Below are 25,110 nucleotides of genomic sequence, written 5' to 3'. Positions count from 1 at the left end.
ACCGATGCAGACCGCCCCGCTGGATTTCCGCTTGGCCACCCGCGCCGACGAAGAGCAGTTGATCGCGTTGATGCGCGAGTTCTATGCCGAAGACAAGATCGACTTCGATGACGCGCGCGTGCGTCGCGGCGTGGATGCACTGCTGGCCGACCCACGCAACGGCGAAGTGCTGTTGTGGCTGGACGAGGCGGGCGAGGTGGTTGGTTACGCAGTGATCGCGATGGGCTTCAGCCTGGAGCAGGGCGGCCACTTCATGCTGCTGGACGAGCTGTACCTGAGCCATCGTGCGCGCGGTCGTGGCCGCGGCAAGCAGGCGCTGGCCATCTGCGAACAGCGCGCGCGTGGCCGTGGCGTCAGCCGCCTGCGCCTGGAAGTGAACCACCACAACGAGCTCGCCCGTCGCCTGTACCTGGCCAGCGGATACATCGATGACACCCGCGATCTGCTGACCCTGCCGCTGGACCACCCGCGCCCGGAGGGCATCCTGTGAGTGAGGCCCTGCTGCACGCGCTGCAGCAGCGCGCTGCGCTCAATGCGCTGGTGCGCCGCTTCTTCGCCGAGCGCGATGTGCTGGAGGTGGAAACACCGATCCTGTCGGTTGCAGGCAACACCGAGCCCAACATCGACAGCTTCCATACCGATTTCACCGGGCATGTCGATGCCGGTGGCCGTCGCCGCTGGCTGCGCACCTCGCCGGAGTACCCGCTCAAGCGATTGCTGGCGGCAGGTGTGGGCGACTGCTACGAGCTGGGCCGGGTCTTCCGCAACGGCGAAGCGGGTGGTCGCCACAACCCGGAATTCACCATGCTGGAGTGGTACCGGGTCGGCTGGGACCACCACCGGTTGGTGCAGGAGACCGCCGAGCTGGTCGGTCAGGCACTGGCCCTGGTCGGACGCAGTGCGACCCTGCGCGTGCTGAGCTACCGCGAACTGTTCCAGCAGCATGTGGGCGTGGACCCGTTCGAGGCTGACGAAGCCGCGCTGCGCGCCGCGCTCGGCGACGTGCACATCGACCCGGTAGGGCTGACCCGCGACGACTGGCTGGACCTGCTGATGACCCATCACATCCAGCCGCACTTCGATGACACGGTGATGACCGTGGTCCACGATTGGCCGGCCAGCCAGGCGGCGCTGGCCCGCATCCGCGCCGGCACGCCGCCGCTGGCCGAGCGTTTTGAGCTGTATCTGGGTGCGGTGGAACTGGCCAACGGCTATCACGAACTGAACGATGCGCAGGAGCAGCGCACGCGCTTCCAGCGTGACCTGCAGCGCCGGCACGAACGCGGCCAGGTGCAGCCGGCGCTGGACGAGGCACTGCTGGCCGCACTCCCATCAATGCCGGCGTGCGCGGGTGTGGCGGTGGGTGTCGATCGGCTGCTGATGGCGATGAACCGCACGCCACGCATCGCCGACGTGCTGGCCTATGACTTCGCCCACGCCTGATCTTCAGGGTTTTCTGAATATCGAAGACTGAACGGATTGCCGCATTTCCGCGCTTGCTTCGGTAAGCAGGATGATGCTCTTATCACGGCAGATGCGGGACACTCGCATCGGAATTCGTCCACTCCTGTTGGGGAAGGCATTGGTCAAGTGGTTTGCGGTCGTCGCGGCTCCGGTCTACTCCATTGCGTTGTGGGGTGCCTGGCTGCCGTCGTCGGCGTCTGCCCAGCAGGTGGGGTATGACGGCGAAGTGGTGACCTGCGAATCGCGCGACATGGGCTGGGTGCATTGCGATATCGATGTCAGCAATGGCATCGACCTTGTCCGCCAGCTCTCCAACAGCAGCTGCATCCGTGGCAGCGAGTGGGGCACCGACCGCAGTGGTGTCTGGGTCACCCTGGGTTGCCGCGCCGAGTTCCGCGCGCGCCGCGCCGCGGGGGCCATTCCGGCAGCGAATGAAGGCAAACGCCTGGTTCGCCGCGTGGTGCGCTGCGAATCCAACGGTCGTCCGCAGAGCTGTCCGGTGCGCCTGGATGGGGCGCCGGTACGCCTGCTGCGCCAACTGTCGGCGTTGCCGTGCCGGGAAGGGCAGGGCTGGGGCTACAAGCGTAACGAAGTGTGGACCAGCCGCGGCTGCCAGGGGGATTTCGAAGTGGCTGACGAGGACGGCCGTTTTGTTGACGTGCCACGCCGTCTGACCTGCGAGTCGAAGTCGAAGAAGCGCCGCTTCTGTGGCGCGAGCATTTCGGTCGGCGCCGTCGTCACCGAACAGTTGTCCAGCACCCCGTGCGAGGAAGGCAACACCTGGGGCTGGAACCGCAACGGGATCTGGGTGGACGGCGGCTGCCGCGCCGAATTCTCGGTGAATTGAGCCCGGGCAGGCTCCAACCGCGCGGGGCGTGGCCCTACAATGGGCCCATGAACACTGCCTCCGACATCGACTACGCCCGTTACGACCACATCCGCCCGATCCTGTGGACCGGCGATGCCCTGCAACTGCTGGACCAGCGCAAGCTGCCGTTCGTGGTCGAGCATGTGGTCTGCCATGACAGTGACGAGGTTGCCGCCGCCATCCACGCGTTGACCGTGCGTGGTGCACCGGCGATTGGCATTGCCGCGGCCTGGGGCGTGGTGCTGGCCGCACGTGACGTGCAGGCCGCAGACGGTGCGCACGCGCTGCAGCAGCTGGAACCGGCGCTGCAGCGCCTGAACGCGTCGCGCCCGACCGCCGTCAACCTGGCCTGGGCGCTGGCGCGCATGCGTCGCTGCCTGAACGCCGCCGGCGCCGACTGGAAGGCTCTGCTGGAAGCGGAGGCGCAGGCCATCGCGGAGGAAGACCTGGCCGCCAACCGCCACATGGGCGCGCTGGGCGCGGGCCTGATCGACGCCGGCAGCGGCGTGCTGACCCACTGCAACACCGGCTCGCTGGCCACCGCAGGCTTCGGCACCGCACTGGGCGTGATCCGTGCCGGCATGGCCCAGCACCGCATCGCCCGCGTGTTCGCCGGCGAGACCCGGCCGTGGCTGCAGGGTGCACGCCTGACCGTGTGGGAGCTGCAGCAGGATGGGATCGACGCCACCCTGATTGCCGATTCGGCCGCCTCGCACCTGATGAAGACCGGCGCGGTGCAGTGGGTGATCGTCGGTGCAGACCGCATCTGCGCCAATGGCGATACCGCCAACAAGATCGGCACCTACCAGCTGGCCATCGCCGCCCGCCACCACGGGGTCAGGTTCATGGTGGTGGCGCCGTCCTCGACCGTGGACATGGACACCGTGGACGGCAGCCAGATCGAGATCGAGCAGCGCGACCCGGGCGAGCTGTATGGCGTGGGCGGGACCCGCACCGTGGCCGAAGGCATTGCCGCCTGGAACCCGGTGTTCGACGTCACCCCGGGTGAACTGATCGATGCCATCGTGACCGAGCGCGGGGTGATCCTGAACCCGACCGCTGACAACATGCGTGCCGCCTTCGGCGGCTGAGGCGGGCAGGGTCGCGGATGTCTGTGGAGCCGAGCCCACGCTCGGCTCAGCCAGTGAATCCGCCGCAGCCGAGCATGGGCTCGGCTCTACAGGGGCGGCATGGGGCCCTAAGTTCCTGATTTGTGCCGGTAAAATCCCCGTAAAGGGAGGCGGAAAACGGCCTGTTGTGGTAGTATCCACAGGTTGAATCGAGGTTCCGGCGCGACCCCCTCCCGCAGAGGGCTGCGCCGGACTGGACCGCTACCAGACAACGGAACCCGAATGGCAGAAACCGCCAAGGAAATCATCCAGGTCAACCTGGAAGACGAGATGCGCAAGAGCTATCTCGATTACGCCATGAGCGTGATCGTGGGCCGCGCGCTCCCGGATGCGCGCGACGGCCTCAAGCCGGTGCATCGCCGCGTGCTGTTCGCGATGAACGAGTTGAACGCGCACAGCAACAAGCCCTACTTCAAGTCGGCGCGTATCGTCGGTGACGTCATCGGTAAGTACCACCCGCATGGCGATCAGTCGGTGTACGACACGCTGGTGCGTCTGGCACAGCCGTTCTCGCTGCGCTACATGCTGGTCGATGGCCAGGGTAACTTCGGTTCGGTCGACGGTGACTCCGCTGCGGCGATGCGATACACCGAGGCGCGCATGTCGCGCCTGGCGCATGAGCTGATGGCGGACATCGACAAGGAAACCGTCGATTTCCAGCCCAACTACGACGAAAAGGAACTGGAGCCGACGGTCATGCCGACCCGGTTCCCGAACCTGCTGGTCAATGGTTCGGCCGGTATCGCGGTGGGCATGGCGACCAACATCCCGCCGCACAACCTGACCGAATCGATCAACGCCTGCATCGCGCTGATCGACAATCCGGAAATCGATGTCGACGGCCTGATGGAGTACATCCCGGGCCCGGATTTCCCGACTGCCGGCATCATCAATGGCACCGCCGGCATCGTCGCCGGCTACCGCACCGGCCGCGGCCGTGTGCGCATCCGTGCCAAGGCCGATATCGAAGTGGCCGACAACGGCCGTGAGTCGATCATCGTCACCGAAATTCCTTACCAGGTGAACAAGGCGCGTCTGATCGAGAAGATCGCCGAGCTGGTCAAGGAAAAGAAGATCGAAGGCATCAGCGAGCTGCGCGATGAGTCCGACAAGGACGGCATGCGCATCTACATCGAAATCAAGCGCGGTGAATCTGCCGAGGTTGTGCTGAACAACCTGTACCAGCAGACGCAGATGGAATCGGTGTTCGGCATCAACATGGTGGCGCTGGTCGATGGCCGCCCGCAGTTGATGAACCTCAAGCAGATGCTGGAGTCGTTCGTCCGCCACCGCCGCGAAGTGGTCACGCGCCGTACGGTATTCGAGCTGCGCAAGGCGCGTGCCCGTGCCCACGTGCTGGAAGGCCTGACCGTCGCGCTGGCCAACATCGACGAGATGATCGAGCTGATCAAGACCTCGCCGAACCCCACCGAAGCCCGCGAGCGCATGCTCGCGCGCCTGTGGGAGCCGGGCCTGGTCGGTTCGATGCTGGGCGCTGCCGGTGCCGAAGCCTCGCGTCCGGATGACCTGCCCAAGGGCGTGGGCCTGATCGAAGGCGGCTACCAGCTGACCGAGATCCAGGCCACCCAGATCCTGGAAATGCGCCTGCACCGCCTGACCGGGCTGGAGCAGGACCGCCTGACCGAGGAATACAAGCAGCTGCTGGAAGTGATCGCCGGGCTGATCCACATCCTGGAAGATCCCGATCGCCTGCTGCAGGTGATCCGTGAAGAGCTGATCAGTGTCAGGGCCGAGTTCGGCGACGAACGTCGTACCGAAATCCGCCACAGCGAAGAAGACCTGGACATCCTCGACCTGATCGCGCCGGAAGACGTGGTGGTCACCGTGTCGCATGCCGGCTACGTGAAGCGCCAGCCGGTGAGCGTGTACCGCGCCCAGCGCCGTGGTGGCCGCGGCCGCAGCGCAGCGTCCACCAAGGAAGAGGATTTCATCGAACAGCTGTGGCTGGTCAACACGCACGACACGCTGCTGACCTTCACCAGTTCGGGCAAGGTGTTCTGGCTGCCGGTCTACCAGCTGCCCGAGGCTGGCTCCAACGCCCGCGGCCGTCCGATCATCAACTGGATCCCGCTGGAACCCGGCGAGCGCGTGCAGGCCGTGCTGCCGGTGCGCGAGTACGCCGATGGCCAGTTCGTGTTCTTCGCCACGAAGAACGGCACGGTCAAGAAGACCCCGCTGGGCGAGTTCGCCTTCCGTCTGGCGCGCGGCAAGATCGCGATCAACCTGGACGAGGGCGATGCTCTGGTCGGCGTTGGCCTGACCGACGGCCAGCGTGACATCCTGCTGTTCGCCTCCAACGGCAAGACCGTGCGCTTCGGTGAGGACAAGGTCCGCTCGATGGGCCGTACCGCCACCGGCGTGCGTGGCATCAAGATGCCGGCCGGCGAGGAAGTAGTCAGCCTGATCGTGGCCGAAAGTGCCGGTGGCATCGAGGACGAGAACGAGGACGACAACGGTGTCGAGGAAGCCGCCGCCACGGGCGATGCGGTGATCGACGGCGCCGACGACGCCAGTGTGCAGTACATCCTGACCGCGACCGAGAACGGCTACGGCAAGCGCACCCCGCTGCCGGACTACCCGCGCAAGGGCCGTGGCACGCAGGGTGTGATCGGCATCCAGACCACCGAGCGCAATGGCAAGCTGGTCGCCGCGGTGCTGATGGGCTCCAGCGACGAAGTCCTGCTGATCTCCGATGGTGGCACCCTGGTGCGTACGCGTGGCTCGGAAATCAGCCGCGTCGGCCGCAACACCCAGGGCGTGACCCTGATCCGCCTGTCCAAGGACGAGAAGCTGCAGGCGGTGGAGCGCATGGATGCCTCGATCGACGAGGACGAGGACGAGGTGGCTGCCGCCGCTCCGGCCACGACCGACGGCGCACCGGCTGCTGCCAGCAGCGAGGACGCCGCGCAGGAGTGATCCTGCCGCGAGCCTGAGGTACTCGACGACGCCGGCTCTGTGCCGGCGTCGTCGTATCCGGATGCCACACATACGCGCGCGCTTCACGCAGGCGGTGCGATAACGGCGCATGCTGCCCCCGGAGATCGACGATGTCCGCCACGCCGCAGTCCGCTCCTGCTCCCGTTCGCGCCTCCCGGCACCCCCTTGTCACCGTGCTGTCGCTGCTGCTGGTCGTGCTCGGCCTGGTCATCGGCGGGCTCGGTGCGTGGCTGCTCAGCCTTGGCGGCTCGGCGTACTACGCCATCGCCGGGCTCGGCCTGCTGGCCAGCGGAATCCTGTTGTTCGGCAACCGCCGCAGCGGCGCGCTGCTGTATGCGCTGGTGTTCACCGGTACGCTGCTGTGGACCTGGTGGGAGTCGGGCAGCGACTACTGGCGCTGGGTGCCGCGGCTGGGCCTGGTGACCGCGCTGGGCATCGCGCTGGCCTTGCTGGCTCCCACCCTGCACGAGCCGGTCTCCAAGCGCTTGTCGCGCAGCGTGGCGGGCGTGCTGATGCTGGTGTTCGTGGCCGCCTTCGGCCTGGCTTTCGCGCCGCATGGTGAAGTGGATGGGCATCAGCCGTTCCCGGAAGGCGCGATCAGCGCCGGACTGGAACCTACGCGTGATACCACGGGCCTGCAGCCGGCTGACCAGCCCGCCGAGGGCGACTGGCCGGCGTGGGGCCGCAGTAATGCGGGTACCCGCTATTCGCCGCTGCAGCAGATCACCCCGGCCAATGTGGCCACGCTGCAGCCGGCCTGGCAGTTCCGTACCGGCGATATGCCGAAGAAGCGCTGGGGCGCCGAAACCACGCCGCTGAAGATCGGCGACCGCCTGTACCTGTGCACCGCACGCAACCGCCTGATCGCGCTTGATGCTGCCAGCGGCAAGGAACTGTGGCGGTTCGATCCAAAGGTAAAGGATGCTTCGATTCCCTATACCGCTGCCTGTCGTGGTGTGAGCTATTACGAGCAGCCCAGCATGCCGACCCTTGCCGACGCGGCACTGGCCGATGTCGCCGCTGATCTGGCGCTGCCGGAACCGCCGCCCAGCGTTACCCGCAGCGCTGCGCCGGGCAGTCGTCCAACGTGCTGGGCGCGCATCATTGAAGGCACGCTGGACGGTCGCATCATCGCGGTGGACGCGGACAGCGGCCGCCCCTGCGCCAACTTCGGCAACAACGGCCAGGTCGACATCACCCTGGGCATGGGCGAGGTGCCACCGGGTTACGTGTCGATCAACTCGCCGCCGGCCATCGTGCGCGGCGTGATCGTGACCGGTCATCAGGTGCTGGACGGGCAGCGCCGCGATGCGCCCTCAGGCGTGATCCAGGCCTACGACGCGATCACCGGCAAGCTGCGCTGGGCGTGGGACATGGACCAGCCCGAGCGCAGCGGTCTGCCACCGCGCGAGCAGACCTACACGCGGGGCACGCCCAACATGTGGACCACGGCCACCGGTGATGAGGCGCTGGGCTTGGTCTACCTGCCGCTGGGCAATGCCGCGGGCGATTACTGGAGTGGCTCGCGCACGGAGAACCAGAACCGCTACGCGACATCGCTGGTGGCGATCGACGTGGCCACCGGCAAGCCGGTCTGGCATTTCCAGGCAGTGCGCAAGGATGTGTGGGACTACGACCTGGGGTCGCAGGCCAGCCTGATCGACTACCCGACGGCGGCGGGCAAGGTGCCGGCGATCCTGCTGCCGACCAAGCAGGGCGACATGTACATCCTTGATCGCCGCAACGGCCAGCTCCTGACCGCCGCCGAAGAGCGCAAGGTACCGGTCGGCGGCGTCGAACCCGAGCAGCGTTCTCCCACCCAGCTGTTCTCGCTGTACCACACGCTGCGTCGCGAATATGACCTGACCGAGCGTGACATGTGGGGCATCACCCCGATCGACCAGCTGGTCTGCCGCATCCAGTTCCGCAAGGCGTACTACGAAGGGTTCTACACGCCGCCGAGCAGCGAGCGCCATTCCATCGAGTACCCCGGCTACAACGGTGGCTCGGACTGGGGCAGCGTGTCCATCGATACGCGCCGCGGCGTGATCGTGGCCAACTACAACGACATGCCCAACTACAACCGGCTGGTGCCACGTGCCGAGGCTGACCGGCTGGGCTGGCTGCCACGCGAGAAGATCCGGTTCGACAAGGGCGGTGCCGAAGGCGCGGGCGACCCGCAGGTGGGCACGCCGTATGGCATCCAGGTCAACGCCGGTTGGCGGCTGCCGTTCACCGGCCTGCTGTGCAAGCAGCCGCCCTATGGCGGCATCCGTGCCATCGATCTGCGCACCGGCAAGTTGCTGTGGGACCGTCCGTTCGGCAGTGCGCGCGGCAACGGACCGTTCGGCATCCGCTCCGGCCTGCCGATCGAGATCGGCACGCCGAACAACGGCGGTTCGGTGGTGACCGCCAGCGGCCTGATCTTCATCGCCGCCGCCACCGATGACCTGCTGCGTGCCATCGATCTGAAGACCGGCAAGGAACTGTGGCATGCCAAGCTGCCCGCGGGCGGCCAGGCCAATCCGATGGTGTACGAGCAGGGCGGGCGCCAGTACGTGGTGATCATGGCTGGCGGCCATCATTTCATGGAAACCCCGAACGGCGATTACGTGATGGCGTTTGCGTTGCCGAGGTAACCGCAATGGGGGCGGTGGGCCGCCTCCATTGCACGACACGGGATTACACCGTGACCACCACCTTGCCGATCTGCTCGTTCGATTCCAGGTAACGGTGTGCTTCCTGGATCTGCGCAAACGGGAACACCTTGGCAATTTTCGGCGCCAGCGTGCCCTTGTCCAGGCCATCGACGATGAATGCCTTGGCACGGGCCAACGCGGCATCGTCGGAGACGATTTCCGAGTACAGATAGCCCTTCAGCGTCAGCGACTTGCCCAGCACATTGAACAACGGGAACGGCGTGGGTTCGCTGCTCAGCGCGCCGTATTCCAGCAGGATGCCGCCACGTGCCATCGCTTCGGTCAGTGGCACGAACTGCGGGCCACCGATCGGATCGAACACCACGCGGGCGCCGGCGCCACGGGTGATGCGCGCCACTTCGGCCACCAGATCCTGCTCCTGGGTGGCGATGACGTGGGCGGCACCGGCATCGAGCAGGGCCTGGCGCTTGCCCGGGCCGCGGGTGACCGCGATCGGCGTGGCGCCCACCGCATTGGCGATCTGGATCGCGGCCAGGCCAACGCTGCTGCTGGCAGCGGTGATGATGACGAAATCCCCGGCGGACAGGTGCGCCTGCTCCAGCAGCGCGCCCCAGGCGGTGACGTACTGCATCCACACCGCAGCAGCCGTTTCAAAGTCCAGCGCCTGCGGGTGCTTGACCGCCAGTCGAGCCGGCACATTGGCCAGCTCGCCGTAGGTGCCCCAGCGCGCGATGTCCAGCGGCGGTACCACGCTGACCGCATCGCCTGCTGCGAAGCCGCTCACCGCACTGCCGACCGCTTCGACAATGCCGGCCGCTTCGTAGCCCAGCCGGCTGGGGAACTGCGCTTCCTGCAGATAGGCGCCGTTGCGGAACATCACCTCGGCGCGGTTCATGCCGATCGCCCTCACCCGGATCTGGACTTCGTCAGGGGCGGGGGCGGGAACGTCGATATCGTCGATGCGCAGCACATCGGCGGTGCCATATTCGTGGATGCGGACAACCTGGCTCATGGGGGACTCCGAGGAAGGGCCGACGAGGGCGCCGGCGAAAGGGTGAGCGCTACTGTGCGCGTAGTCTGCAACCAGAATAAGGGGTAATCTGGTGTTTCATTGGAAAACATTTGTTTGCAATGGACCTGATCGTTCCCCTGCGGACCTTCGCCAAGGTGGCCGAGGTCGGCTCCTTCGCCGCCGCCGCAGACGCGTTGGATCTCTCGCCGCAGCTGGTCGGCAAGCACATCCAGGCGCTGGAGCAGCATCTGGGCGTGCGCCTGCTCAACCGCACCACGCGAAAGCAGAGCCTGACCGACTTCGGCCAGGCCTACCTGGCGCGGGCGCGGGTGATCCTGGAGGAAGTGGAGGGCGCCGAGGAATTGGCGGAAGTGGCGCGTGGACGGCCGATGGGGCGCCTGCGCATCAGCGCGCCGGTCACCTTCGGCGTGCACGCGCTCGGCCCGGCGGTGGTGGCTTACATGCAGCAGTACCCGGATGTGCAGGTCGATCTGAACCTGTCCAACAGCCTGGTGGACATCGTCGAGGACGGCTACGACCTGGTGTTCCGTACCGGTGACCTGGCCGACAGCGGGCTGGTGGCACGGCGGCTGGGGCCGTATCCGCTGGTCCTGTGTGCCTCGCCGGACTATCTGGCTTCGCGCCCGGCCATCACCCATCCCAATGATCTGAGCCGGCACGAGTGCCTGGGCTTCGCGCATTCGATCATCCGCACGCGCTGGAGTTTCCGCGATGCCGATGGCAGCGTGCTTACCGTCCCGGTGTCCAGCCGCTTCATGGTCAACCAGGCCGAGCCGCTGCTGACAGCAGCCGTGGGTGGTCTGGGCTTGATCCTGCAGCCCTACGAAATGCTTGCCGCTGCGCTGGCACGTGGTGAACTGGTGGAAGTGCTGCCGGACCATGTGCCGGTATCGACCTGGATCAACCTGGTGTATCCGCGCGACCGCCAGCTGACCCCCAAGCTGCGCAGCTTCCTGGACTTCTGCGTGGCGCGTTTCACTGAGCAGTCGATGGCACGGCGATAGCGTGGCATCGATCAGTATTCCCGTGTTCCCATGCGAAGGACTCGCCCCGTGATCTCTCTCCCGTTGCCGCAGCATGCCACCCGCTTCCTGCTGCTGGCGTCCTTTTCCAGCGCCAGCGTGCTTGCGCAGCAGACACCTGCGCAGGCGTTGGCCGAGTGGGAGGTGCAAGGGCGCACGGATGGCCTGGCGCGACCTGATATCGAATGCCAGGATTTCCTGCAGGCGATGGGCCGGAAGCCTCCGGGACTGCAGTATGTAGGTTGCAGCCAGGATGACGCGTCCTACATCAAACCCATGGAAGCCCACTATCGTGTTTCAGGTGCCCAGGCGGCGCAGGTGGAAGCCTATCTGCGCGAGACATTTGGCATGCCTGCATTGCGCTACGTCTGTTGCGGCTGGAGCAATGGCGCGCCGTACTACTGGCGTGACGGCCCGGATACGGTGCGGTATCAGATCGGCATGGGGGTGGAGTCGCTGCCGTACGAACGGGACGAATGGCCGCGCATCGAGGCATTCAACGTCACCGTCGAGGTGTTGCGGCAGAGTCCCTAGCGTGGATGCGGCGGGCCGATCCATCGTCTAGGATGCGCCCAGGGATGCCCGCAAAGGAATTGCCATGAAGGCTGTTGGACGCCTGTTTCTCTGCAATGCGTTGGCCTGTTTGATCCTGGTTGCCACATCGGCGTTTCCGGCAGTTGGCGCAGCATCTTCCGAGCGCGAACATCCACGTGCGCAGGATGCCATCGATGACTGGCTTGCGGCCTTCAATGCAGGCAGCCTCGAGGGGTTGCAGGCATTTGCCGACAGATATGCGAAGCAGGAGGGCAGCACTCCCAAGGACTATCTCGAGTTCCGCGAGAGCACCGGCCCGCTGAACGTGCTGGAAACACTCGAGCGCGCGCCCAGCCAGGCGAAGCTGCTGGTAATGGGCCAGCTGAGCGAACGTGCGATGTGGGTGACGGCGGTCATGGACCCGGCTAACCCGTCGCACGTGAAGCTGTTCCAGATCGAGGGCACTGATACGCCGGACAAGTACAAGCCGGAACGGGTTGCTTTGCCCGCGCTGATGGCCGATGCCACAGCAAAACTGGAGGCGCTGCGGGCGCAGGACGCGCTGTCGGGTGCATTGCAGGTGGCACGGAACGGCAAGGTGCTGCTGGACTGGCGCGGTGGCGAGGCCGATCGTACCGCTGGCATTCCAGTGGGCGTGGATACGCAGTTCCGCCTTGCGTCCTCCAACAAGATGTTCACTGCAGTGGCCCTCCTGCAACTGATGCAGGAGGGCAAGCTCAGCCTTGATGACACGATAGGCAAGTTCCTGCCGGACTATCCGAACAGGGTGGTCGCCAACAGCGTGACCGTACGCCATCTGCTGTCACATACCAGCGGTCTGGGTGATTTCTTCGGCGACGATTTCGAGCAGTATTCCGCGTCGTTGAAGACGCTGGATGACTACGTGCAGCGCTTTGCCAAGGATGCGCCGCAGTTCACGCCGGGCAGCCAGGACAGCTACCCCAACTATGGCTTCATCGTATTGGGGCGCATCATCGAAGCGGTTTCGGGGCAGTCGTACTACGCCTATGTGGACGAGCACATCCTGCGCCCGGCGGGCATGACCGGCACCGGCTTCGAGCCGGAAACAGTGAACGTCCCGCAGCGAGCCGTCGCCTACACGAAGAAGGATGGGCAATGGGTCCGTGAAACGAAGTCGCTGCCCTGGCGCGGCATGTCAGCCGGTGGTGGCTACAGCACGGTGGCCGACATGGTGAAATTCGCCGGGGCACTGCAAAGCGGAAAGCTGGTCTCGCCCGCATTGCTGAAGCAGGCCACCACCGCGCAGAACCACAAGGGCTGGTATGGATTCGGCTTCGTGGTGCAGGGCGAGGGCAAGGAACACCAGTATGGCCATGAAGGCGGTGCGCCCGGATCGAACAATGCCATCGTGGTGATGCCCGCACAGGGCTATGTGATCGTTGGCCTGGCCAATGTCGATCCGGATGCGATCGGCAACGTGGTCAACTACATCGCGCGTAGAGTGCCGCTGTGAACGCGGCAGGTGCCGGTCATTCCGGCACCCGCACCATCTTCGTCATCAAGTGTTCCACCACACCCGCCGGGTCGGCCGTGCGGCCCACATGCGTGCTCGACATCTGCACGACCGAACTGCGCTTGGCGGTGAGGAAGTGGAAGCGGGCGCGCGCAGGCAGCTGTGCGATCGGTCCGGCGTTGGCGTCGCCACGGCAGATGGCTACGATCGCATCCAGCCACGGTTGCAGCGCCTCCTGATCCAACGCCGGCGCGAACGCCCGCAGGCGCGCAGGATCGATCTCGATGGCCGCCTCCAGATGACGCGCGCCAGGACAGGAGACGATCACCCCGACGTTGATGAACTCCTCGCGTTCCACCCGCGGTACCACGCGGATGACCGCGTAGTCATACGTGTGCAGCGTGGGCACGGATGGCCTCCTGCACGAACACCGCACGCACTTTCAGGCGATGCTTGAGATAGTTGATGTAGCCCTGGCGGTAAGCCTGCGGGCTTTCGAACGCCGGCTCGTTGACCAGCCAGCTGTCCGGCACCAGGTCGACGATGCGTTCGATCTCGGCATCGGTCAGGCGCGCGGCCAGCTCGGCATCCACCTCGGCGATGCGACTGGCGAACGACAGCAGCACATGATCGCGGATCAACACGAACGGCTTTTCGCAGGCATCGCCGGCGTTGGCCCAGTCGTGATGGAAGTACATGGCCGCACCGTGGTCGATCAGGTACAGCTTTCGATGCCACACCATCAGGTTGGGGTTGCGGGTGGTGCGATCGACATTGCTGGTGAACGCATCGAACCAGACGATGCGCGAGGCCAGGTCGGCATCCACCGGCATCGCTGCCGGGTCGTAGTTGATCGCGCCGGGCAGGTAGTCCAGACCCAGGTTCAGGCCCTCGCTGGCGCGGATCAACTCCTGGATTTCCGGGTCCGGCTCGGTGCGGGCGAACTCGCGGTCCAGCTCGACGAACAGGATCTCTGGAATCGGCAGTCCGAGCGTACGCGCCATTTCGCCCGCGATCAGCTCGGCGATCAGGGCCTTGGGTCCCTGGCCGGCACCGCGAAACTTCAGCACGGCCATGCCGTCGTCGTCGGTCTCGACCACGGCCGGCAGGGAGCCACCTTCCCGCAAGGGGGTGATGTAGCGGAGGGCATGTACGGTGCGCATGCGCGCATTCTAGCGTGGGTGCAGGTGCAACCCTCTGATCGGCGTGGACCGATTTCGGCCTTCACCTGTCCCTTCCGCCTGCGATGGCAGCATCCTGCTACAGGAACCCTTGGGTTCATGAGCGTACTGGCACTCTCGATGCAGAGGCTCCAGGCTGGGTACCTGCTCGGCTGCCAGCGACGCGCACTGCGAAGCGGAAACCTCATCCACGATGTCCTGCAGGCTACGGAGGTGCACCGATGAGCGACGAATTCACTCCCATTCTGCCGACCTTGGACGATGCCAAGGCGGAAGAAATGATCGGCAAGGTCGTACTGGTCGGGGTCACCCGCTATGGCGGCGACGGCCAGGTGAAGGGGCTGGAGCAGTACGCCGGCACGGTGTTGCGCATCAGCGCCGACGAGGGCGTGGTGCTGGCCGACGAGAATGATGGCCACGAGCGCTATCTGCCGCCGATGCTGGACCAGTACCAGCCAGCCGAGCCCGGGGAGTACCGCATGCGCACCAGTGGCATGATCGTGGTCGACCCCGACTATCTGGCCACCTGGGACCTGCACGCGCAGCAGTAGTGCCAGTCCAGGCCTGGCAGGTGCCGGCAGTTCCCCGGCACCTCCCTGGGACGCACTTTGCCCCATCCGGCCACTAGCCCTTCCGGCCCATTCACGACAACCCCTGCGGTGCTAGATTCGGGTCCATGCCCGATGCCGGGTACCCATTCACACTCAGGGGATAAGGATGCTGATCCGTCGAACCTCTCTGGCGGCGGCTGTTGCCGTTGCCACCGTCGGCCTGCTGGCCGCTGGACCGGCTTTCGCTGATTACGCGAAGCCGCCGGAACACCTGCTCAAGGTGCTGAAGGCGCCGCCGCCGCCGGCGCCGAATGTGGCCCCGGGTGGCCACCGCTTGCTGCTGACCACTGCGCAGACCTACCCGTCGATCAGCCGCGTTGCCCAGCCGTACCTGAAGCTGGCGGGTGTGCGCCTGGAGCCGAAGAACCGCAGCCGCCATGACACCCCAGGCGGCTACGGCATTCCGGCCTGCGTGGCCGACTTCACCCTGGTCGACATCGGCAGTGGCAAGGAGACCAAGGTCAACCTGCCGCAGGGCTGCGCCACCGGTGCGCTGTGGTCGGCCGATGGCAGCCACTTCGCCTTCCAGAATGCGGTCGATACCAGCGTGCAGCTGTGGGTGGGCGATGCGGCCACCGGGCAGGTGAAGCAGATTCCGAACGTGCAGTTGAACCCGATCTTCGGCAACACCGTGCAGTGGCTGGGCGGCAGCCAGAACCTGCTGGTGAAACTGGTGCCAGCCAACCAGGGCCCGGCGCCGTCCAATGGCGGTGTGCCAACCGGCCCGGATGCGCAGGAGTCGCTGGGCAGCAGCGGCGAGAGCAGCACCTACGAAGCCCGCGACACGCTGACCAGCGCGCATGACGAGAAGCTGTTCGCTTATTACGGCGCCTCGCAGCTGGCCGTGGTCGATACTGCCGCCGGCAGCGTGCGTCCGGTGGGACAGCCGGCGTTGTTCAACGACGTCAGCGCTGCACCCGATGGCGTGCATGTACTGACCGAGTCGATCAAAGCACCGTATTCGCATGCGGTGACCTACCAGCGCTTCGCCAACGACGTGGCCGTGCTGGACATCAGCAATGGCCGCAGCACGCCGATCGCCAGCCTGCCGCTGGCCGACCGCGTGCCGGTGCACGGCGTACCGGAAGGCCCGCGCGGTTTCGACTGGCGTGCCACCGATCCGGCCACCCTGGTCTATGCCGAAGCGCTGGACAAGGGCGACTGGAAGGTGAGCGTGCCGCATCGTGATCGCGTGCTGATGCTGAAGGCGCCGTTCAACGGCAAGCCGACCGAAATCACCCGCACCGCGCAGCGCTTCGAAGGCTTCGCGTGGACCTCCGATCCGGCCGTGGCGTTCCAGTACGAGAATGACGAGAACCGCCACTGGATGCAGACCCGCATCGTCGATGTGGACCAGCCGAAGAAGGAAGGTCGCCTGCTGTGGGACATGTCCAGCGATGAGTTGTACGGCAACCCCGGCAACCTGGTCTTTACCCGCCTGCCGAATGGCGCGCAGGTCGTGCGCCGTGAGGGCGACCATGTGTTCCTCAGCGGCCGTGGCGCCTCGCCGCAGGGCGACCGTCCGTTCCTGGACCGCCTGGATCTGGGCACGCTGAAGAGCGAGCGCCTGTTCCGCAGCAGCGCCGACGCCTACGAGCAGTTCCTCGGTTTCAGCAGCACGCCGGGCCGCTACCTGACCTGGCACCAGTCGGTGATCGATCCGCCGAATGCCTTCATCCGCCAGCAGGGTGAGGCGGTGGCTGACGCGAAGACCGGCGAGGCACAGTTCGCCTCCACCACGACCGCGTTGACCAAGCTGGTCGACCCGACCCCGGAAGTGCGCCAGATCAAGAAGCAGCTGGTGACCTACAAGCGTGCCGACGGCGTGGACCTGTCGTTCACCCTGTACACGCCGCCGGGCTACAAGGAAGGCCAGCGTGTGCCGGCGATCCTGTATGCGTACCCGGCCGACTTCGCCAACGCCGCGCAGGCCGGTCAGGTGTCCGGTTCGCAGCAGACCTTCACCCGTCTGCAGCCGTACCGCCTGATGCTGCTGGCCGGCTACGCGATCATCGACAACGCGTCGTTCCCGATCGTGGGCGACCCGAAGAACGCCTATGACACCTACCTGGAGCAACTGGAAGCCGATGCCAAGGCAGCGGTGGACAAGGCGGTGGACATGGGTGTGGTCGACCGCAACCGCATCGGCGTGACCGGTCACAGCCACGGTGGCCTGATGACCGCCAACCTGATCGCGCACACGAAGCTGTTCAAGGCCGGCGTGGCGACCAGCGGTTCGTACAACAAGACCTTTACCCCGTTCGGCTTCCAGAACGAACGCCGCTCGGTGTGGCAGGCGCAGGATGTGTACCTGAAGGCGTCGCCGTTCTTCTATGCCGACAAGATCAAGCTGCCGCTGCTGCTGGTCCACGGCGAGGACGATGCCAACCCGGGCACCGAGCCGTTCCAGTCGCGCAAGCTGTACCAGGCGATCCGCGGTAACGGCGGCACCACCCGCCTGGTGATGCTGCCGAACGAACCGCACTGGTACACCGCGCTGGAGTCCAACGAGCAGCTGGTGGCGGAAATGCTGAACTGGTTCGACACCTACGTGAAGAACGCCAAGTAGCGTCGAGCTTGCTCGACTGCTTTGCACAAGGCCGCCTTCGGGCGGCCTTCCTGCATCCTGCGGAGCCGGGCCATGTTCGGCTGCTGTTCGACAGAGATAGGAAAGTCTCATGAAGGCAAGGATGTTGGCGCTGGCCATGTTGTTGATTTCTCCCGTGGCAATGGCGGTCCAGCCACGGATGAGCGTGCACGTGACGTACGATTGGTCTGGCTGGGGTTCTGTATCTGAGCGCTGGGTCATCCGGCGCGATGCCTATGGGTTGACCACCCGTGTACAGGTGGTTGACACGCCCGACGTCCAGCCGCGCTTGCCGGAGCTTCTGCCGATCGGTGCGCTGTCAGCGTTCGAGGCCGCGCTGCAGGCAGCACCGTTGACCAGGGACGCCACGGTGGATCTGATCACTTCGCGGCTGGACCGGCCCGCGATACTGAAGCTGGATCCGGAGCTGCGCAGCATGCCGGCGGCCACATGCTCGTTTGCCCAGCAGCAGGCTTGGGCACGGCAAGCTCTGGCCGGGCAGGGTCTGCAGGAGCGCGTTGCAAAACACTTCAACGGTCTCTGGACCGATGACTATCCCATCATGACCGTGGTCGTATCCCGGCCGGGCCGCCCGGATACCGTCCTGGTCTCCACCTCCCAGTACACGATGATGCTGCCATGGAAGCGCCTGTCGTCGGCGGACTTCGATCAGCAGGATCTGGAAGGTGCTCAGGAAGAGTGGCGTCCGGCGTTGAGCGATGCATTGATGGGGCTGCTACCTGCGGGAGAACCCACACGCGAACGCTTCAAGATCGCTTGGTTTCAGAACAGATTACGCGGCGATCTTGCCTCGGAGGCGCTGCGTTGTGGAACCCAGCGCAATGAAACGGCAGATTGATCATCCGTGGATGCTCTGCAATCAACTGTGGAGACTCGGTAACGACGTGTTACCGGCACATTCGCACGCCGCGCAAATGATCTAGGCTGGACCCGATCGCTCGTTCCAGGTCGGTGCAATGAAAGCCATTCTCCTTGCTGCAACGTTGTCGTTGGCCCTGGTTTCAACGGCATATGCTCAGTCGTTTCCTGCCGAGCTGACCCGATTGGGCATTGTCGCCGGCATGCCTTACGCCAAGGCCAAGCGCCTGCTGGATGCGGCAGGTTGGCAGGCGAGTCCGGCACAGGGCGCCCCCGAGTCACTTGAGGGCTTTCCGGAAGTCGGATGCCAGAAGGGCGGAAAGCAGTGCGCGACAACCTTCGAGAAGGGCGGGCAGCAGGTCGCGGTGCGGCTGGGCACTACCCTGGCAGGGCAGCCGTTCGTGCAGGGCGCTGACTGAGCGTCTGCTGCACTCACGCCAGCGGTAGGCGATCCAGCGCGTGCGACAGCCGGTCATGCAGGTCGCGCACATGCTCGGCCTTGGCATGCACCCGGGAGGTATCACCGAAACTGCGCAGATAGGCACACGCGGCGAAGCCGGCACTCTTTTTTTTCGTACTCGGCAATCCAGGCCAGTCGATCCGGATTGTTGGCCTGTTCGGCTGACCAGGCGGCCACCGGCGGGCGGATGCGATAACGCAGTCCGACGCGCCACGGCTTCGGTGTCAGCCGCGCACGGAAGCAGTGCTGCAGCCGGCACATGCGCGCGTACAGGGAATCGGTGCCGAGTGCCTTGAAGAACGCCTGCAGCTGCTCGTCCTCGGGCGAGAACGTGGCATGCATGGCCAGCACGCGCAGTCCGGCTGGCGTGCGGTAGGCGCGCAGATGCCAGTCGGGATGCTGTTCGCTGAAGGTCGCGATCCGCTGCAGCGCCACACCTTCGGCGCCACCGGCGGCGGCCAGCCGCCGCTTGCGCTGCATCAGCATCGCGCCATTCACCAGCACGACGGCCGCCACGCCCAGTACCAGTCCCACCAGCCAGTGCCACAGCAGGGTGCCGACGATGGCACCAGCGAACAGCAGCGCTGCGGCGATGACTGCAGGCATCACGCAGCCAGCCGGCGGCTGCGCATGGTCGATGTCGGCGAACAGCACGTCGGGGCTGTTGAGGCACAGCGCGCCATAGCTGTTGCGGGTAATGACGACGTCGCCGTCGCGCTGCACGATCTGCTCGCGGATCGGCACCCCCTCCACGCCGTAGTTGCTGCGCACTTCGCGGCGCGGCAGCGCCTGTCCGGCGAGGATGGCATTGAGCGCTTCGTTGGCGCGGCGGTCGGCATGCACCTGCGCCTCGGCAGAGCCCTCGTCGGACCAGCCGAAGCGGCGCACCACCACCGGCCGGCCACGGAAACGGGCCTGCAGGCGGGCTTCGGCCCAGTAGGCGGGAACGATCATCATCGCAGGGTGCTCCATCTTCCGTGGCAGGTGCCGAAGCGAGTCTGGCACAGCGCCGGGGCGCCCGCATCCGCCTGCTGCGGTGGGCCGGGCGGAGTGATAGATTGCGCGCTTCGCATGCACTCCACCAAGGACGGAGCGATGTCCATGATTCTGCGCGGCCTGTTGGCCCTGGCCTGTGCCGGGGCGGCAAGCGTGGCCACGGCAGCGGTTCCGGCCGGGCCACAGATCGTCACCGAGGATGTCAGTCGTTTCTACGCGCTTTATGACAGCGCTGGCAGTAAACCCAGCGTTGCGCAGTTGCGGGGATACATGGCCGAGGGTTCGACGGGCCTGGCCGAGCTGGCGAAGGCACGCCGGGTCACCCCCGAGCGCATTGCCGAGTCCATCGCCAACCAGCCGGAACTGTATGCGCAGGGACGACGCTGCCTGGCCGAACTGCCGGCGGTGAAACAACGCCTGACGCAGGTGTTTTCCAACCTGCAGGCCATCTACCCGCAGGCCGCGTTTCCGCCGGTGACCATCGCGGTCGGCCGTGGCCGTCCGGTCGGGCTGACCTCGAAAAGCGGCGTGATCATCGGCCTGGAAGCGCTGTGCGCAGCCGATTTCATGAATCCCAATGTGCAGGATCGCTTCGTCCACGTGATCGCGCACGAGTACGTGCATATCCAGCAGACCGGCCTGACCGACTTCGAGCCGGGCGACCCGCATGCGACGGTGCTGCGTGTATCGCTGGGCGAGGGCATCGCCGAGTTCATCGCCGAGCTGATCTCCGGCAACGTCGGCAACGGTCGCCACGCGGCCTGGACCCGTGGCCGGGAAGTGCATATCGAAAGCGCCTTCGCGCTGGATCTGGACAGCACCGATCTGTCGCCGTGGCTGTACAACTACAAGCCGGGCTCGCAGGAACCTTACGACCTGGGCTACTGGGTGGGTTACCGCATCGCCAAGGCCTATTACCTGCAGGCCAAGGACAAGCGTGATGCGGTGCGTGCGCTGATCCAGCAGGACAACCCGAAGACGATCCTGGCCGCCAGCGGTTGGACGCCGGGCATGTGGATGCCGGCGAAAGTCACGGGTGTGGCGGCGCGTACGGCAGCACGCTGAGCACTGGGCATGGCGTTAGACTGCGGAAGATGATTTCAGGAGTACTCGCATGCGTGGATCTGTTGAGCTTGCCGCTGCCATCGTCGTGACGCTGGGCCTCGCGTTGGCTTTTCCGCTGGGCGCTGCGGAAGCCGTCGCAGTCAATCCGCTGCTGCAGACGCCGATCGACCAGCTGCGCCTCGACGAAGTTCGTTTCATGCAGCAGCGCCTGGCCGATTGGCCGCAGCTGCAACGCTATCGTGACGCGAACGCGCGACTGCCTGCGGCAGTGCCGGGCCAGCCACGCGTAGTGTTCTTCGGTGACTCGATCACCGAAGGCTGGGGCAGAGAAGGCAGTGCCGGTTTCTTCCCCGGCAAGGGCTGGCTCAACCGTGGCATCAGCGGCCAGACCACGGCGCAGATGCTGGTGCGCTTCCCGCAGGACGTGCTGGCACTGGAGCCACAGGTGGTGGTGATCCTGGCCGGCACCAACGACATCGCCGGCAACACCGGCCCGTCCACGCAGGCGATGATCGAAGACAATCTGCAGGCGATGGTGGACCTGGCCCGTGCACATGGCATCGCCGTGGTGCTGGCATCGGTGCTGCCGGTCAGCGATTACCCGTGGCTGCCGGGCACGGCACCTGCGCCCAAGGTGCGCGCATTAAACACGGCATTGAAGCGCTATGCCGATGCGCAGCAGCTGGTCTATCTGGACTACTACACGCCGATGGCCAATGCCGCTGGAGGGCTGGATCCGCAGCTGGCCGACGACGGCGTGCATCCAACGGCAAAGGGCTATGCGGTGATGGCGCCGTTGGCCGAAGCGGCGGTCAAGCGCGCGCTGCAGCAGAAGTAGCTCCCGCGGGCAGGCTCGCCAGCAGCCACTCACAGAAGCTGATCACCAGCGGATCGGCTGCGCTGTCTTCATGCACCAGCCAGCTCCAGCGCGGGCCGCGCACGCGTGCCTCATCCAGCGGCTGCAGCAGGCCCTTTTCGCAGGCGCTTGCCGCCAGCAGCTCGCTGACCAGCGCGATGCCCAGGCCTCGCACGCGGCATCCAGCAGTTGGCCGGGCTCGGAGAAATTCATGCCCTCGGGGCGCTGGCCGACATCGGCGCCACCCTGTACCTGCCACTGGCTCCAGTCCATCTCGCGCTCGCCGTGCAGGGTCAGGCGTTCGTGCACCGGCGTGGCGAGCAGGGCTGGATGGCAGGCCGGAAAGAGGCGATCCTGCAGCAGCACGCGATGCTGGCACTGCGCCTGTGAGTCGAGGTCATCGCGTACCGCCACGTCCAGCGTCTGCGTGGTCATATCCGGTGCCTCCTCGCTGGTCAGCAACCACAGGTCGGCGTCGGGATGCAGGCGGTGGAAGCTGGCCAGGCGCGGTACCAGCCAATGCCGGGCAAAGGCTGGACTGGTGTTGACGATCAGTTGATTTGGCTTGCGGTACTGATCGAGCCGGCGGATGCCACTGGCCAGCTGCCGCAGCAGCGACTGGGTGGTTTCCAGCAGGTCGATGCCGGCGTCGGTAAGGGTGACGCTGCGGCCCTGCCGGAAAAACAACGGCTGCTGCGGCGAGGCTTCCAGGCCCCGGATCTGCTGGCTGATGGCCGACTGGGTCAGGTGCAGTTCCTCGGCCGCCCGGTGGAAGCTGCCCAGGCGGGCGGCGGCTTCGAAACCCCGCAGCGCGTTCAGCGGTGGCCAATGCTTGAGCATTTCGGATTAGTAAATCTGTTCAATTGATCGCTGAATCTATCGTTTGTTCTTATGGATCGGCAAGCGCAGCATGGCCTCCATCCCACCGGCCCTGGAGCCCGTCATGAGCAGCCGTCGTCATTTCCTCACCCAACTGGCAGGCGCCGCTGGCCTTGGCGGGCTGGCCGCCCTCGGCCTGGCGGGGTTGCCGGCTCGCGTCTCCGCAGCGGGGCCGGGCGCGGGTGTCTGGCGTATGCCGGACGAGCACGGTCCGCAGGAACGCGTTTTCCTGGCCTTCGCCGCGCAGCCTCGGGTCTGGGGCGCGCAGGCCGATGCGGTGAACACCGCCGTGGCCCGGCTGGCCCGCACCATCGCCCGCCACCAGCCGGTCAGCGTGCTGTGCCGGCCGGCGCAGCGGAAGCAGGCGCAGGACCGCTGCGGCCGCGACAACATCGAGTTCCTCGAAGTGCCGCTGGATGACATCTGGGTGCGCGATTACGGCGGTTGCTTCGTCACCGATGGCCAGGGCGGACTGGGCCTGGTCGACTTCAACTTCAATGGCTGGGGCGGCAAGCAGAGCGCGCGCAACGATGGTGCCGTGGCACCGTGGCTGGCGCAGGTGACCGGCGCAACGCTGCTGGAAAGCGATCTGGTGGGCGAGGGCGGTGGCATCGAAGTCGATGGCCATGGCACCGCGATCCTCACCGAAAGCTGCTGGGTGAACCGCAACCGCAATCTGGACGGGTCGCGCGCGGATATCGAGGCCGAGCTGAAGCACCACCTCGGCCTGCGCAAGGTGATCTGGCTGCCCGGCATTGCCGGCGAAGACATCACCGACGCGCATGTGGATTTCTATGCGCGCTTCGTTCGCCCCGGCGTGGTGATCGCCAACCTGGACAACGATCCGGAGTCCTACGACTACGATCTGACCCGCGAGCATCTGGACATTCTGCGCGGGGCCACCGATGCCGATGGCCGCCGCCTGCAGGTGCACACGCTGCCGCCGCCACTGGACGGGCGCGACAACGTGCATACCCGCGGCAACGATGATCTGGCGACGGGCTATATCAACTACCTGCCGATCAACGGCGCGGTGGTCGCGCCGCAGTTTGGTGACAACGCAGCCGATGGCTACTGCCGTGAACTGCTGGAAGACCTGTATCCCGGTCGCATGATCGAACAGGTGGACATCGATGCGATCGCCGGCGGCGGTGGCGGCATCCATTGCGTGACCAAGAACATGCCAAAGGTAGGCTGAGGTGCCTCAGGCATCGTCCTGCTTCAATGCCGCATCGGCGGCCAGCAGCGCCTCGGCGGCTGCACTGAGCGGTGGCGAGGGTGGGGCGACCACGTCGATCGCTTCCATCATCTTCGGCATGCCCAGGAACTGACGTGCGCGACGGTCGTAGATGCCGGTGACCAGCAGCGCACGGGTGGCGATCTTCTGCTCTGACCCGATCAGCACGCGCTGCTCCATGATGCCGCGCGAGCCGACCCAGCCCACCAGGCGCGTTTCCAGGGTGAAGCGCTGGAACGGCTTCAGCTCGCGGCGGAACTGGATGGTGCCGGCGCCGACGATCGGTGCCCACTTCTCGCGCAGCGCCACCCGGCCCAGGCCCATGCGCAGGATCAGGTCCAGCCGGCCCAGATCGAAGATGTTCCAGTAGCGGCCGTTGGTCATGTGCAGGTTGCTGTCCAGGTCGTTGGGCAGCACCCGGAACTGCAGGCGCGAGACCCCGAACGGGGCCTCCAGCTTTGGCCGGAACAGACTGCACAGCAGCAGGTGGAGCAGGCGGAACCAGAGATTCATGGTTATGACGACTGTTATAGAATCGCCGGCACGCTAATCTATGACGACTGTCCTGGCAAGGAGCCGGCCGTGAGCCCGCGACCCTCTGATGCGCCTCAACGCGTGATTGATGCTGCTGCACAGATGCTGGCACGCGTGGGCCTCAATGCCACCAGCATCCGTGAGGTGACCAAGCTGGCCGAGGCGCCGCTGGGATCCACTTACCATCACTTTCCCGGCGGCAAGCAGGAGCTGCTGGCGCGCGCCACCTGCATGGCTGGCGACAAGGTGGAGGCGCTGCTGGTGGAGCTGTTGAACGGCGGCGCAGTGCAGGGCCTGCAGCAGTTCCTGGCGATGTGGCGCGAGCGCTTGCTGCGCTCCGGGTTCCGTGCCGGCTGCCCGGTGCTGGCTGCTGCCGTGGAGGAACCGGTGGAGGCGGTGCCCAGCCAACCGCGGGCGGCCGCTGCGGAGGTGTTCGCGCGTTGGCAGGGCCATCTGGCCGCAGCGTTCGTCGCCGACGGCCACGACCCGGCCGCCGCGGGCGGGCTGGCCAGTCTGGTGATTGCCAGCGTGGAGGGTGCGGTGGCGATGAGCCGCGCACTGCAGGACATCGCTCCGTTCGACCAGGTGGCCGCGCAGTTGCTGAAGGCCACCGCGCCTCCTTGATCCGGCGGCACGCTCGCGGGAGACTCGGCGCAGGCCC

Annotated in this window: 22 protein-coding genes and 1 pseudogene; 17 read left to right on the top strand and 6 right to left on the bottom strand. The window is 66.0% G+C overall.

The window, feature by feature from the left end:
• Nucleotides 1–4: 4 nt before the first annotated feature.
• The 6 genes from FQS62_RS14520 to FQS62_RS14495 all read left to right on the top strand — a co-directional run bounded on the left by FQS62_RS14520 (nucleotide 5) and on the right by FQS62_RS14495 (nucleotide 9,059).
• Complete coding sequence (locus FQS62_RS14520; RefSeq protein WP_049445614.1) at nucleotides 5–490, top strand: GNAT family N-acetyltransferase; 486 nt, start codon at nucleotides 5–7, stop codon at nucleotides 488–490.
• Complete coding sequence (gene epmA / locus FQS62_RS14515; protein WP_049445613.1) at nucleotides 487–1,443, top strand: EF-P lysine aminoacylase EpmA; 957 nt, start codon at nucleotides 487–489, stop codon at nucleotides 1,441–1,443. The genes FQS62_RS14520 and epmA overlap by 4 nt, the downstream gene beginning before the upstream one ends.
• 139 nt (nucleotides 1,444–1,582) lie before the next feature.
• Nucleotides 1,583–2,311: a DUF3011 domain-containing protein gene (locus FQS62_RS14510; protein ID WP_107379842.1), complete on the top strand. Its 729-nt coding sequence runs from the start codon at nucleotides 1,583–1,585 to the stop codon at nucleotides 2,309–2,311.
• A 47-nt stretch (nucleotides 2,312–2,358) separates the two neighbouring features.
• Nucleotides 2,359–3,423, top strand: coding sequence for an S-methyl-5-thioribose-1-phosphate isomerase (mtnA, locus tag FQS62_RS14505; protein ID WP_049445610.1), 1,065 nt, complete (start codon nucleotides 2,359–2,361; stop codon nucleotides 3,421–3,423).
• A gap of 261 nt (nucleotides 3,424–3,684) precedes the next feature.
• Entirely contained in the window at nucleotides 3,685–6,399 is a 2,715-nt protein-coding gene (gene gyrA / locus FQS62_RS14500) for a DNA gyrase subunit A (protein ID WP_049445608.1), read from the top strand.
• A 131-nt stretch (nucleotides 6,400–6,530) separates the two neighbouring features.
• A complete protein-coding gene (locus FQS62_RS14495; protein WP_088479855.1) occupies nucleotides 6,531–9,059 on the top strand; it encodes a membrane-bound PQQ-dependent dehydrogenase, glucose/quinate/shikimate family in 2,529 nt (842 codons plus the stop codon).
• A 43-nt stretch (nucleotides 9,060–9,102) separates the two neighbouring features.
• Here FQS62_RS14495 and FQS62_RS14490 read toward each other — a convergent pair whose 3' ends face one another.
• The gene (locus FQS62_RS14490) at nucleotides 9,103–10,092 is read right to left on the bottom strand and encodes a zinc-dependent alcohol dehydrogenase family protein (protein WP_208042949.1); all 990 of its coding nucleotides are present in this window, start codon (nucleotides 10,090–10,092) and stop codon (nucleotides 9,103–9,105) included.
• Between the two features lie 119 nt (nucleotides 10,093–10,211).
• Here FQS62_RS14490 and FQS62_RS14485 point away from each other — a divergent pair, with 119 nt between their 5' ends.
• The 3 genes from FQS62_RS14485 (at nucleotide 10,212) to FQS62_RS14475 (ending at nucleotide 13,164) form a co-directional block, all read left to right on the top strand.
• A complete protein-coding gene (locus FQS62_RS14485; protein ID WP_049445601.1) occupies nucleotides 10,212–11,117 on the top strand; it encodes a LysR family transcriptional regulator in 906 nt (301 codons plus the stop codon).
• A 63-nt stretch (nucleotides 11,118–11,180) separates the two neighbouring features.
• Complete coding sequence (locus FQS62_RS14480; RefSeq protein WP_226053544.1) at nucleotides 11,181–11,669, top strand: DUF4952 domain-containing protein; 489 nt, start codon at nucleotides 11,181–11,183, stop codon at nucleotides 11,667–11,669.
• Between the two features lie 64 nt (nucleotides 11,670–11,733).
• Entirely contained in the window at nucleotides 11,734–13,164 is a 1,431-nt protein-coding gene (locus tag FQS62_RS14475) for a serine hydrolase domain-containing protein (RefSeq protein ID WP_208042948.1), read from the top strand.
• A 16-nt stretch (nucleotides 13,165–13,180) separates the two neighbouring features.
• Here FQS62_RS14475 and FQS62_RS14470 read toward each other — a convergent pair whose 3' ends face one another.
• The gene (locus tag FQS62_RS14470; protein WP_088479853.1) at nucleotides 13,181–13,573 is read right to left on the bottom strand and encodes a DUF3037 domain-containing protein; all 393 of its coding nucleotides are present in this window, start codon (nucleotides 13,571–13,573) and stop codon (nucleotides 13,181–13,183) included.
• The gene (locus FQS62_RS14465) at nucleotides 13,551–14,327 is read right to left on the bottom strand and encodes a HipA family kinase (RefSeq protein WP_208042947.1); all 777 of its coding nucleotides are present in this window, start codon (nucleotides 14,325–14,327) and stop codon (nucleotides 13,551–13,553) included. The genes FQS62_RS14470 and FQS62_RS14465 overlap by 23 nt, the downstream gene beginning before the upstream one ends.
• 239 nt (nucleotides 14,328–14,566) lie before the next feature.
• Here FQS62_RS14465 and FQS62_RS14460 point away from each other — a divergent pair, with 239 nt between their 5' ends.
• From FQS62_RS14460 to FQS62_RS14445, 4 genes are all read left to right on the top strand, one after another.
• The gene (locus FQS62_RS14460) at nucleotides 14,567–14,896 is read left to right on the top strand and encodes a hypothetical protein (protein WP_005413891.1); all 330 of its coding nucleotides are present in this window, start codon (nucleotides 14,567–14,569) and stop codon (nucleotides 14,894–14,896) included.
• Between the two features lie 166 nt (nucleotides 14,897–15,062).
• Entirely contained in the window at nucleotides 15,063–17,525 is a 2,463-nt protein-coding gene (locus tag FQS62_RS14455; RefSeq protein WP_099589838.1) for a S9 family peptidase, read from the top strand.
• A 121-nt stretch (nucleotides 17,526–17,646) separates the two neighbouring features.
• Nucleotides 17,647–18,402, top strand: coding sequence for a hypothetical protein (locus FQS62_RS14450; protein WP_226053543.1), 756 nt, complete (start codon nucleotides 17,647–17,649; stop codon nucleotides 18,400–18,402).
• 118 nt (nucleotides 18,403–18,520) lie between these two features.
• On the top strand, nucleotides 18,521–18,841 hold the full coding sequence (locus FQS62_RS14445) for a hypothetical protein (protein ID WP_049445591.1): 321 nt from the start codon (nucleotides 18,521–18,523) through the stop codon (nucleotides 18,839–18,841).
• A 13-nt stretch (nucleotides 18,842–18,854) separates the two neighbouring features.
• Here FQS62_RS14445 and FQS62_RS14440 read toward each other — a convergent pair.
• Nucleotides 18,855–19,839, bottom strand: a pseudogene (locus tag FQS62_RS14440) (hypothetical protein).
• Nucleotides 19,840–19,977: 138 nt separating this feature from the next.
• On the opposite strand from FQS62_RS14440, the gene FQS62_RS14435 reads away from it, so the two are divergent.
• Together FQS62_RS14435 and FQS62_RS14430 are read left to right on the top strand one after the other, a co-directional pair.
• Entirely contained in the window at nucleotides 19,978–20,943 is a 966-nt protein-coding gene (locus FQS62_RS14435; protein ID WP_208042945.1) for a DUF2268 domain-containing putative Zn-dependent protease, read from the top strand.
• A gap of 49 nt (nucleotides 20,944–20,992) precedes the next feature.
• Nucleotides 20,993–21,781, top strand: coding sequence for an SGNH/GDSL hydrolase family protein (locus tag FQS62_RS14430; RefSeq protein ID WP_208042944.1), 789 nt, complete (start codon nucleotides 20,993–20,995; stop codon nucleotides 21,779–21,781).
• 42 nt (nucleotides 21,782–21,823) lie between these two features.
• Here the strand turns inward: FQS62_RS14430 and FQS62_RS14425 are convergent, their stop codons facing one another.
• Nucleotides 21,824–22,639, bottom strand: coding sequence for a LysR family transcriptional regulator (locus FQS62_RS14425; RefSeq protein ID WP_226053541.1), 816 nt, complete (start codon nucleotides 22,637–22,639; stop codon nucleotides 21,824–21,826).
• 103 nt (nucleotides 22,640–22,742) lie between these two features.
• On the opposite strand from FQS62_RS14425, the gene FQS62_RS14420 reads away from it, so the two are divergent.
• A complete protein-coding gene (locus FQS62_RS14420) occupies nucleotides 22,743–23,876 on the top strand; it encodes an agmatine deiminase family protein (RefSeq protein WP_208042942.1) in 1,134 nt (377 codons plus the stop codon).
• Between the two features lie 6 nt (nucleotides 23,877–23,882).
• Here FQS62_RS14420 and FQS62_RS14415 read toward each other — a convergent pair whose 3' ends face one another.
• A complete protein-coding gene (locus FQS62_RS14415; RefSeq protein WP_049445578.1) occupies nucleotides 23,883–24,428 on the bottom strand; it encodes a thioesterase family protein in 546 nt (181 codons plus the stop codon).
• 69 nt (nucleotides 24,429–24,497) lie between these two features.
• Here FQS62_RS14415 and FQS62_RS14410 point away from each other — a divergent pair, with 69 nt between their 5' ends.
• Nucleotides 24,498–25,073 carry a TetR/AcrR family transcriptional regulator gene (locus tag FQS62_RS14410; RefSeq protein ID WP_208042941.1) on the top strand — a complete coding sequence of 192 codons (576 nt, stop codon included), beginning with the start codon at nucleotides 24,498–24,500 and terminating at the stop codon, nucleotides 25,071–25,073.
• Nucleotides 25,074–25,110: the final 37 nt, after the last annotated feature.

Origin of the sequence: Stenotrophomonas sp. SBJS02, from assembly GCF_020428325.2 — a bacterium.
Taxonomy (GTDB): Bacteria; Pseudomonadota; Gammaproteobacteria; order Xanthomonadales; family Xanthomonadaceae; genus Stenotrophomonas; species Stenotrophomonas africana.
This window is presented reverse-complemented; position numbering and strand designations above follow the sequence as displayed.

Bases quoted from the DNA above. Each gene is read 5' to 3' on its own strand.
- FQS62_RS14430 (WP_208042944.1), top strand. From the start codon at position 20,993: ATGCGTGGATCTGTTGAGCTTGCCGCTGCCATCGTCGTGACGCTGGGC.
- FQS62_RS14420 (WP_208042942.1), top strand. From the start codon at position 22,743: ATGAGCAGCCGTCGTCATTTCCTCACCCAACTGGCAGGCGCCGCTGGC.
- FQS62_RS14425 (WP_226053541.1), bottom strand. From the start codon at position 22,639: ATGCTCAAGCATTGGCCACCGCTGAACGCGCTGCGGGGTTTCGAAGCC.
- FQS62_RS14435 (WP_208042945.1), top strand. From the start codon at position 19,978: ATGTCCATGATTCTGCGCGGCCTGTTGGCCCTGGCCTGTGCCGGGGCG.
- FQS62_RS14475 (WP_208042948.1), top strand. From the start codon at position 11,734: ATGAAGGCTGTTGGACGCCTGTTTCTCTGCAATGCGTTGGCCTGTTTG.
- mtnA (WP_049445610.1), top strand. From the start codon at position 2,359: ATGAACACTGCCTCCGACATCGACTACGCCCGTTACGACCACATCCGC.
- FQS62_RS14415 (WP_049445578.1), bottom strand. From the start codon at position 24,428: ATGAATCTCTGGTTCCGCCTGCTCCACCTGCTGCTGTGCAGTCTGTTC.
- FQS62_RS14455 (WP_099589838.1), top strand. From the start codon at position 15,063: ATGCTGATCCGTCGAACCTCTCTGGCGGCGGCTGTTGCCGTTGCCACC.
- FQS62_RS14445 (WP_049445591.1), top strand. From the start codon at position 18,521: ATGAAAGCCATTCTCCTTGCTGCAACGTTGTCGTTGGCCCTGGTTTCA.
- FQS62_RS14450 (WP_226053543.1), top strand. From the start codon at position 17,647: ATGTTGGCGCTGGCCATGTTGTTGATTTCTCCCGTGGCAATGGCGGTC.
- gyrA (WP_049445608.1), top strand. From the start codon at position 3,685: ATGGCAGAAACCGCCAAGGAAATCATCCAGGTCAACCTGGAAGACGAG.
- FQS62_RS14495 (WP_088479855.1), top strand. From the start codon at position 6,531: ATGTCCGCCACGCCGCAGTCCGCTCCTGCTCCCGTTCGCGCCTCCCGG.
- FQS62_RS14490 (WP_208042949.1), bottom strand. From the start codon at position 10,092: ATGAGCCAGGTTGTCCGCATCCACGAATATGGCACCGCCGATGTGCTG.
- FQS62_RS14485 (WP_049445601.1), top strand. From the start codon at position 10,212: ATGGACCTGATCGTTCCCCTGCGGACCTTCGCCAAGGTGGCCGAGGTC.
- FQS62_RS14460 (WP_005413891.1), top strand. From the start codon at position 14,567: ATGAGCGACGAATTCACTCCCATTCTGCCGACCTTGGACGATGCCAAG.
- FQS62_RS14520 (WP_049445614.1), top strand. From the start codon at position 5: ATGCAGACCGCCCCGCTGGATTTCCGCTTGGCCACCCGCGCCGACGAA.
- FQS62_RS14465 (WP_208042947.1), bottom strand. From the start codon at position 14,327: ATGCGCACCGTACATGCCCTCCGCTACATCACCCCCTTGCGGGAAGGT.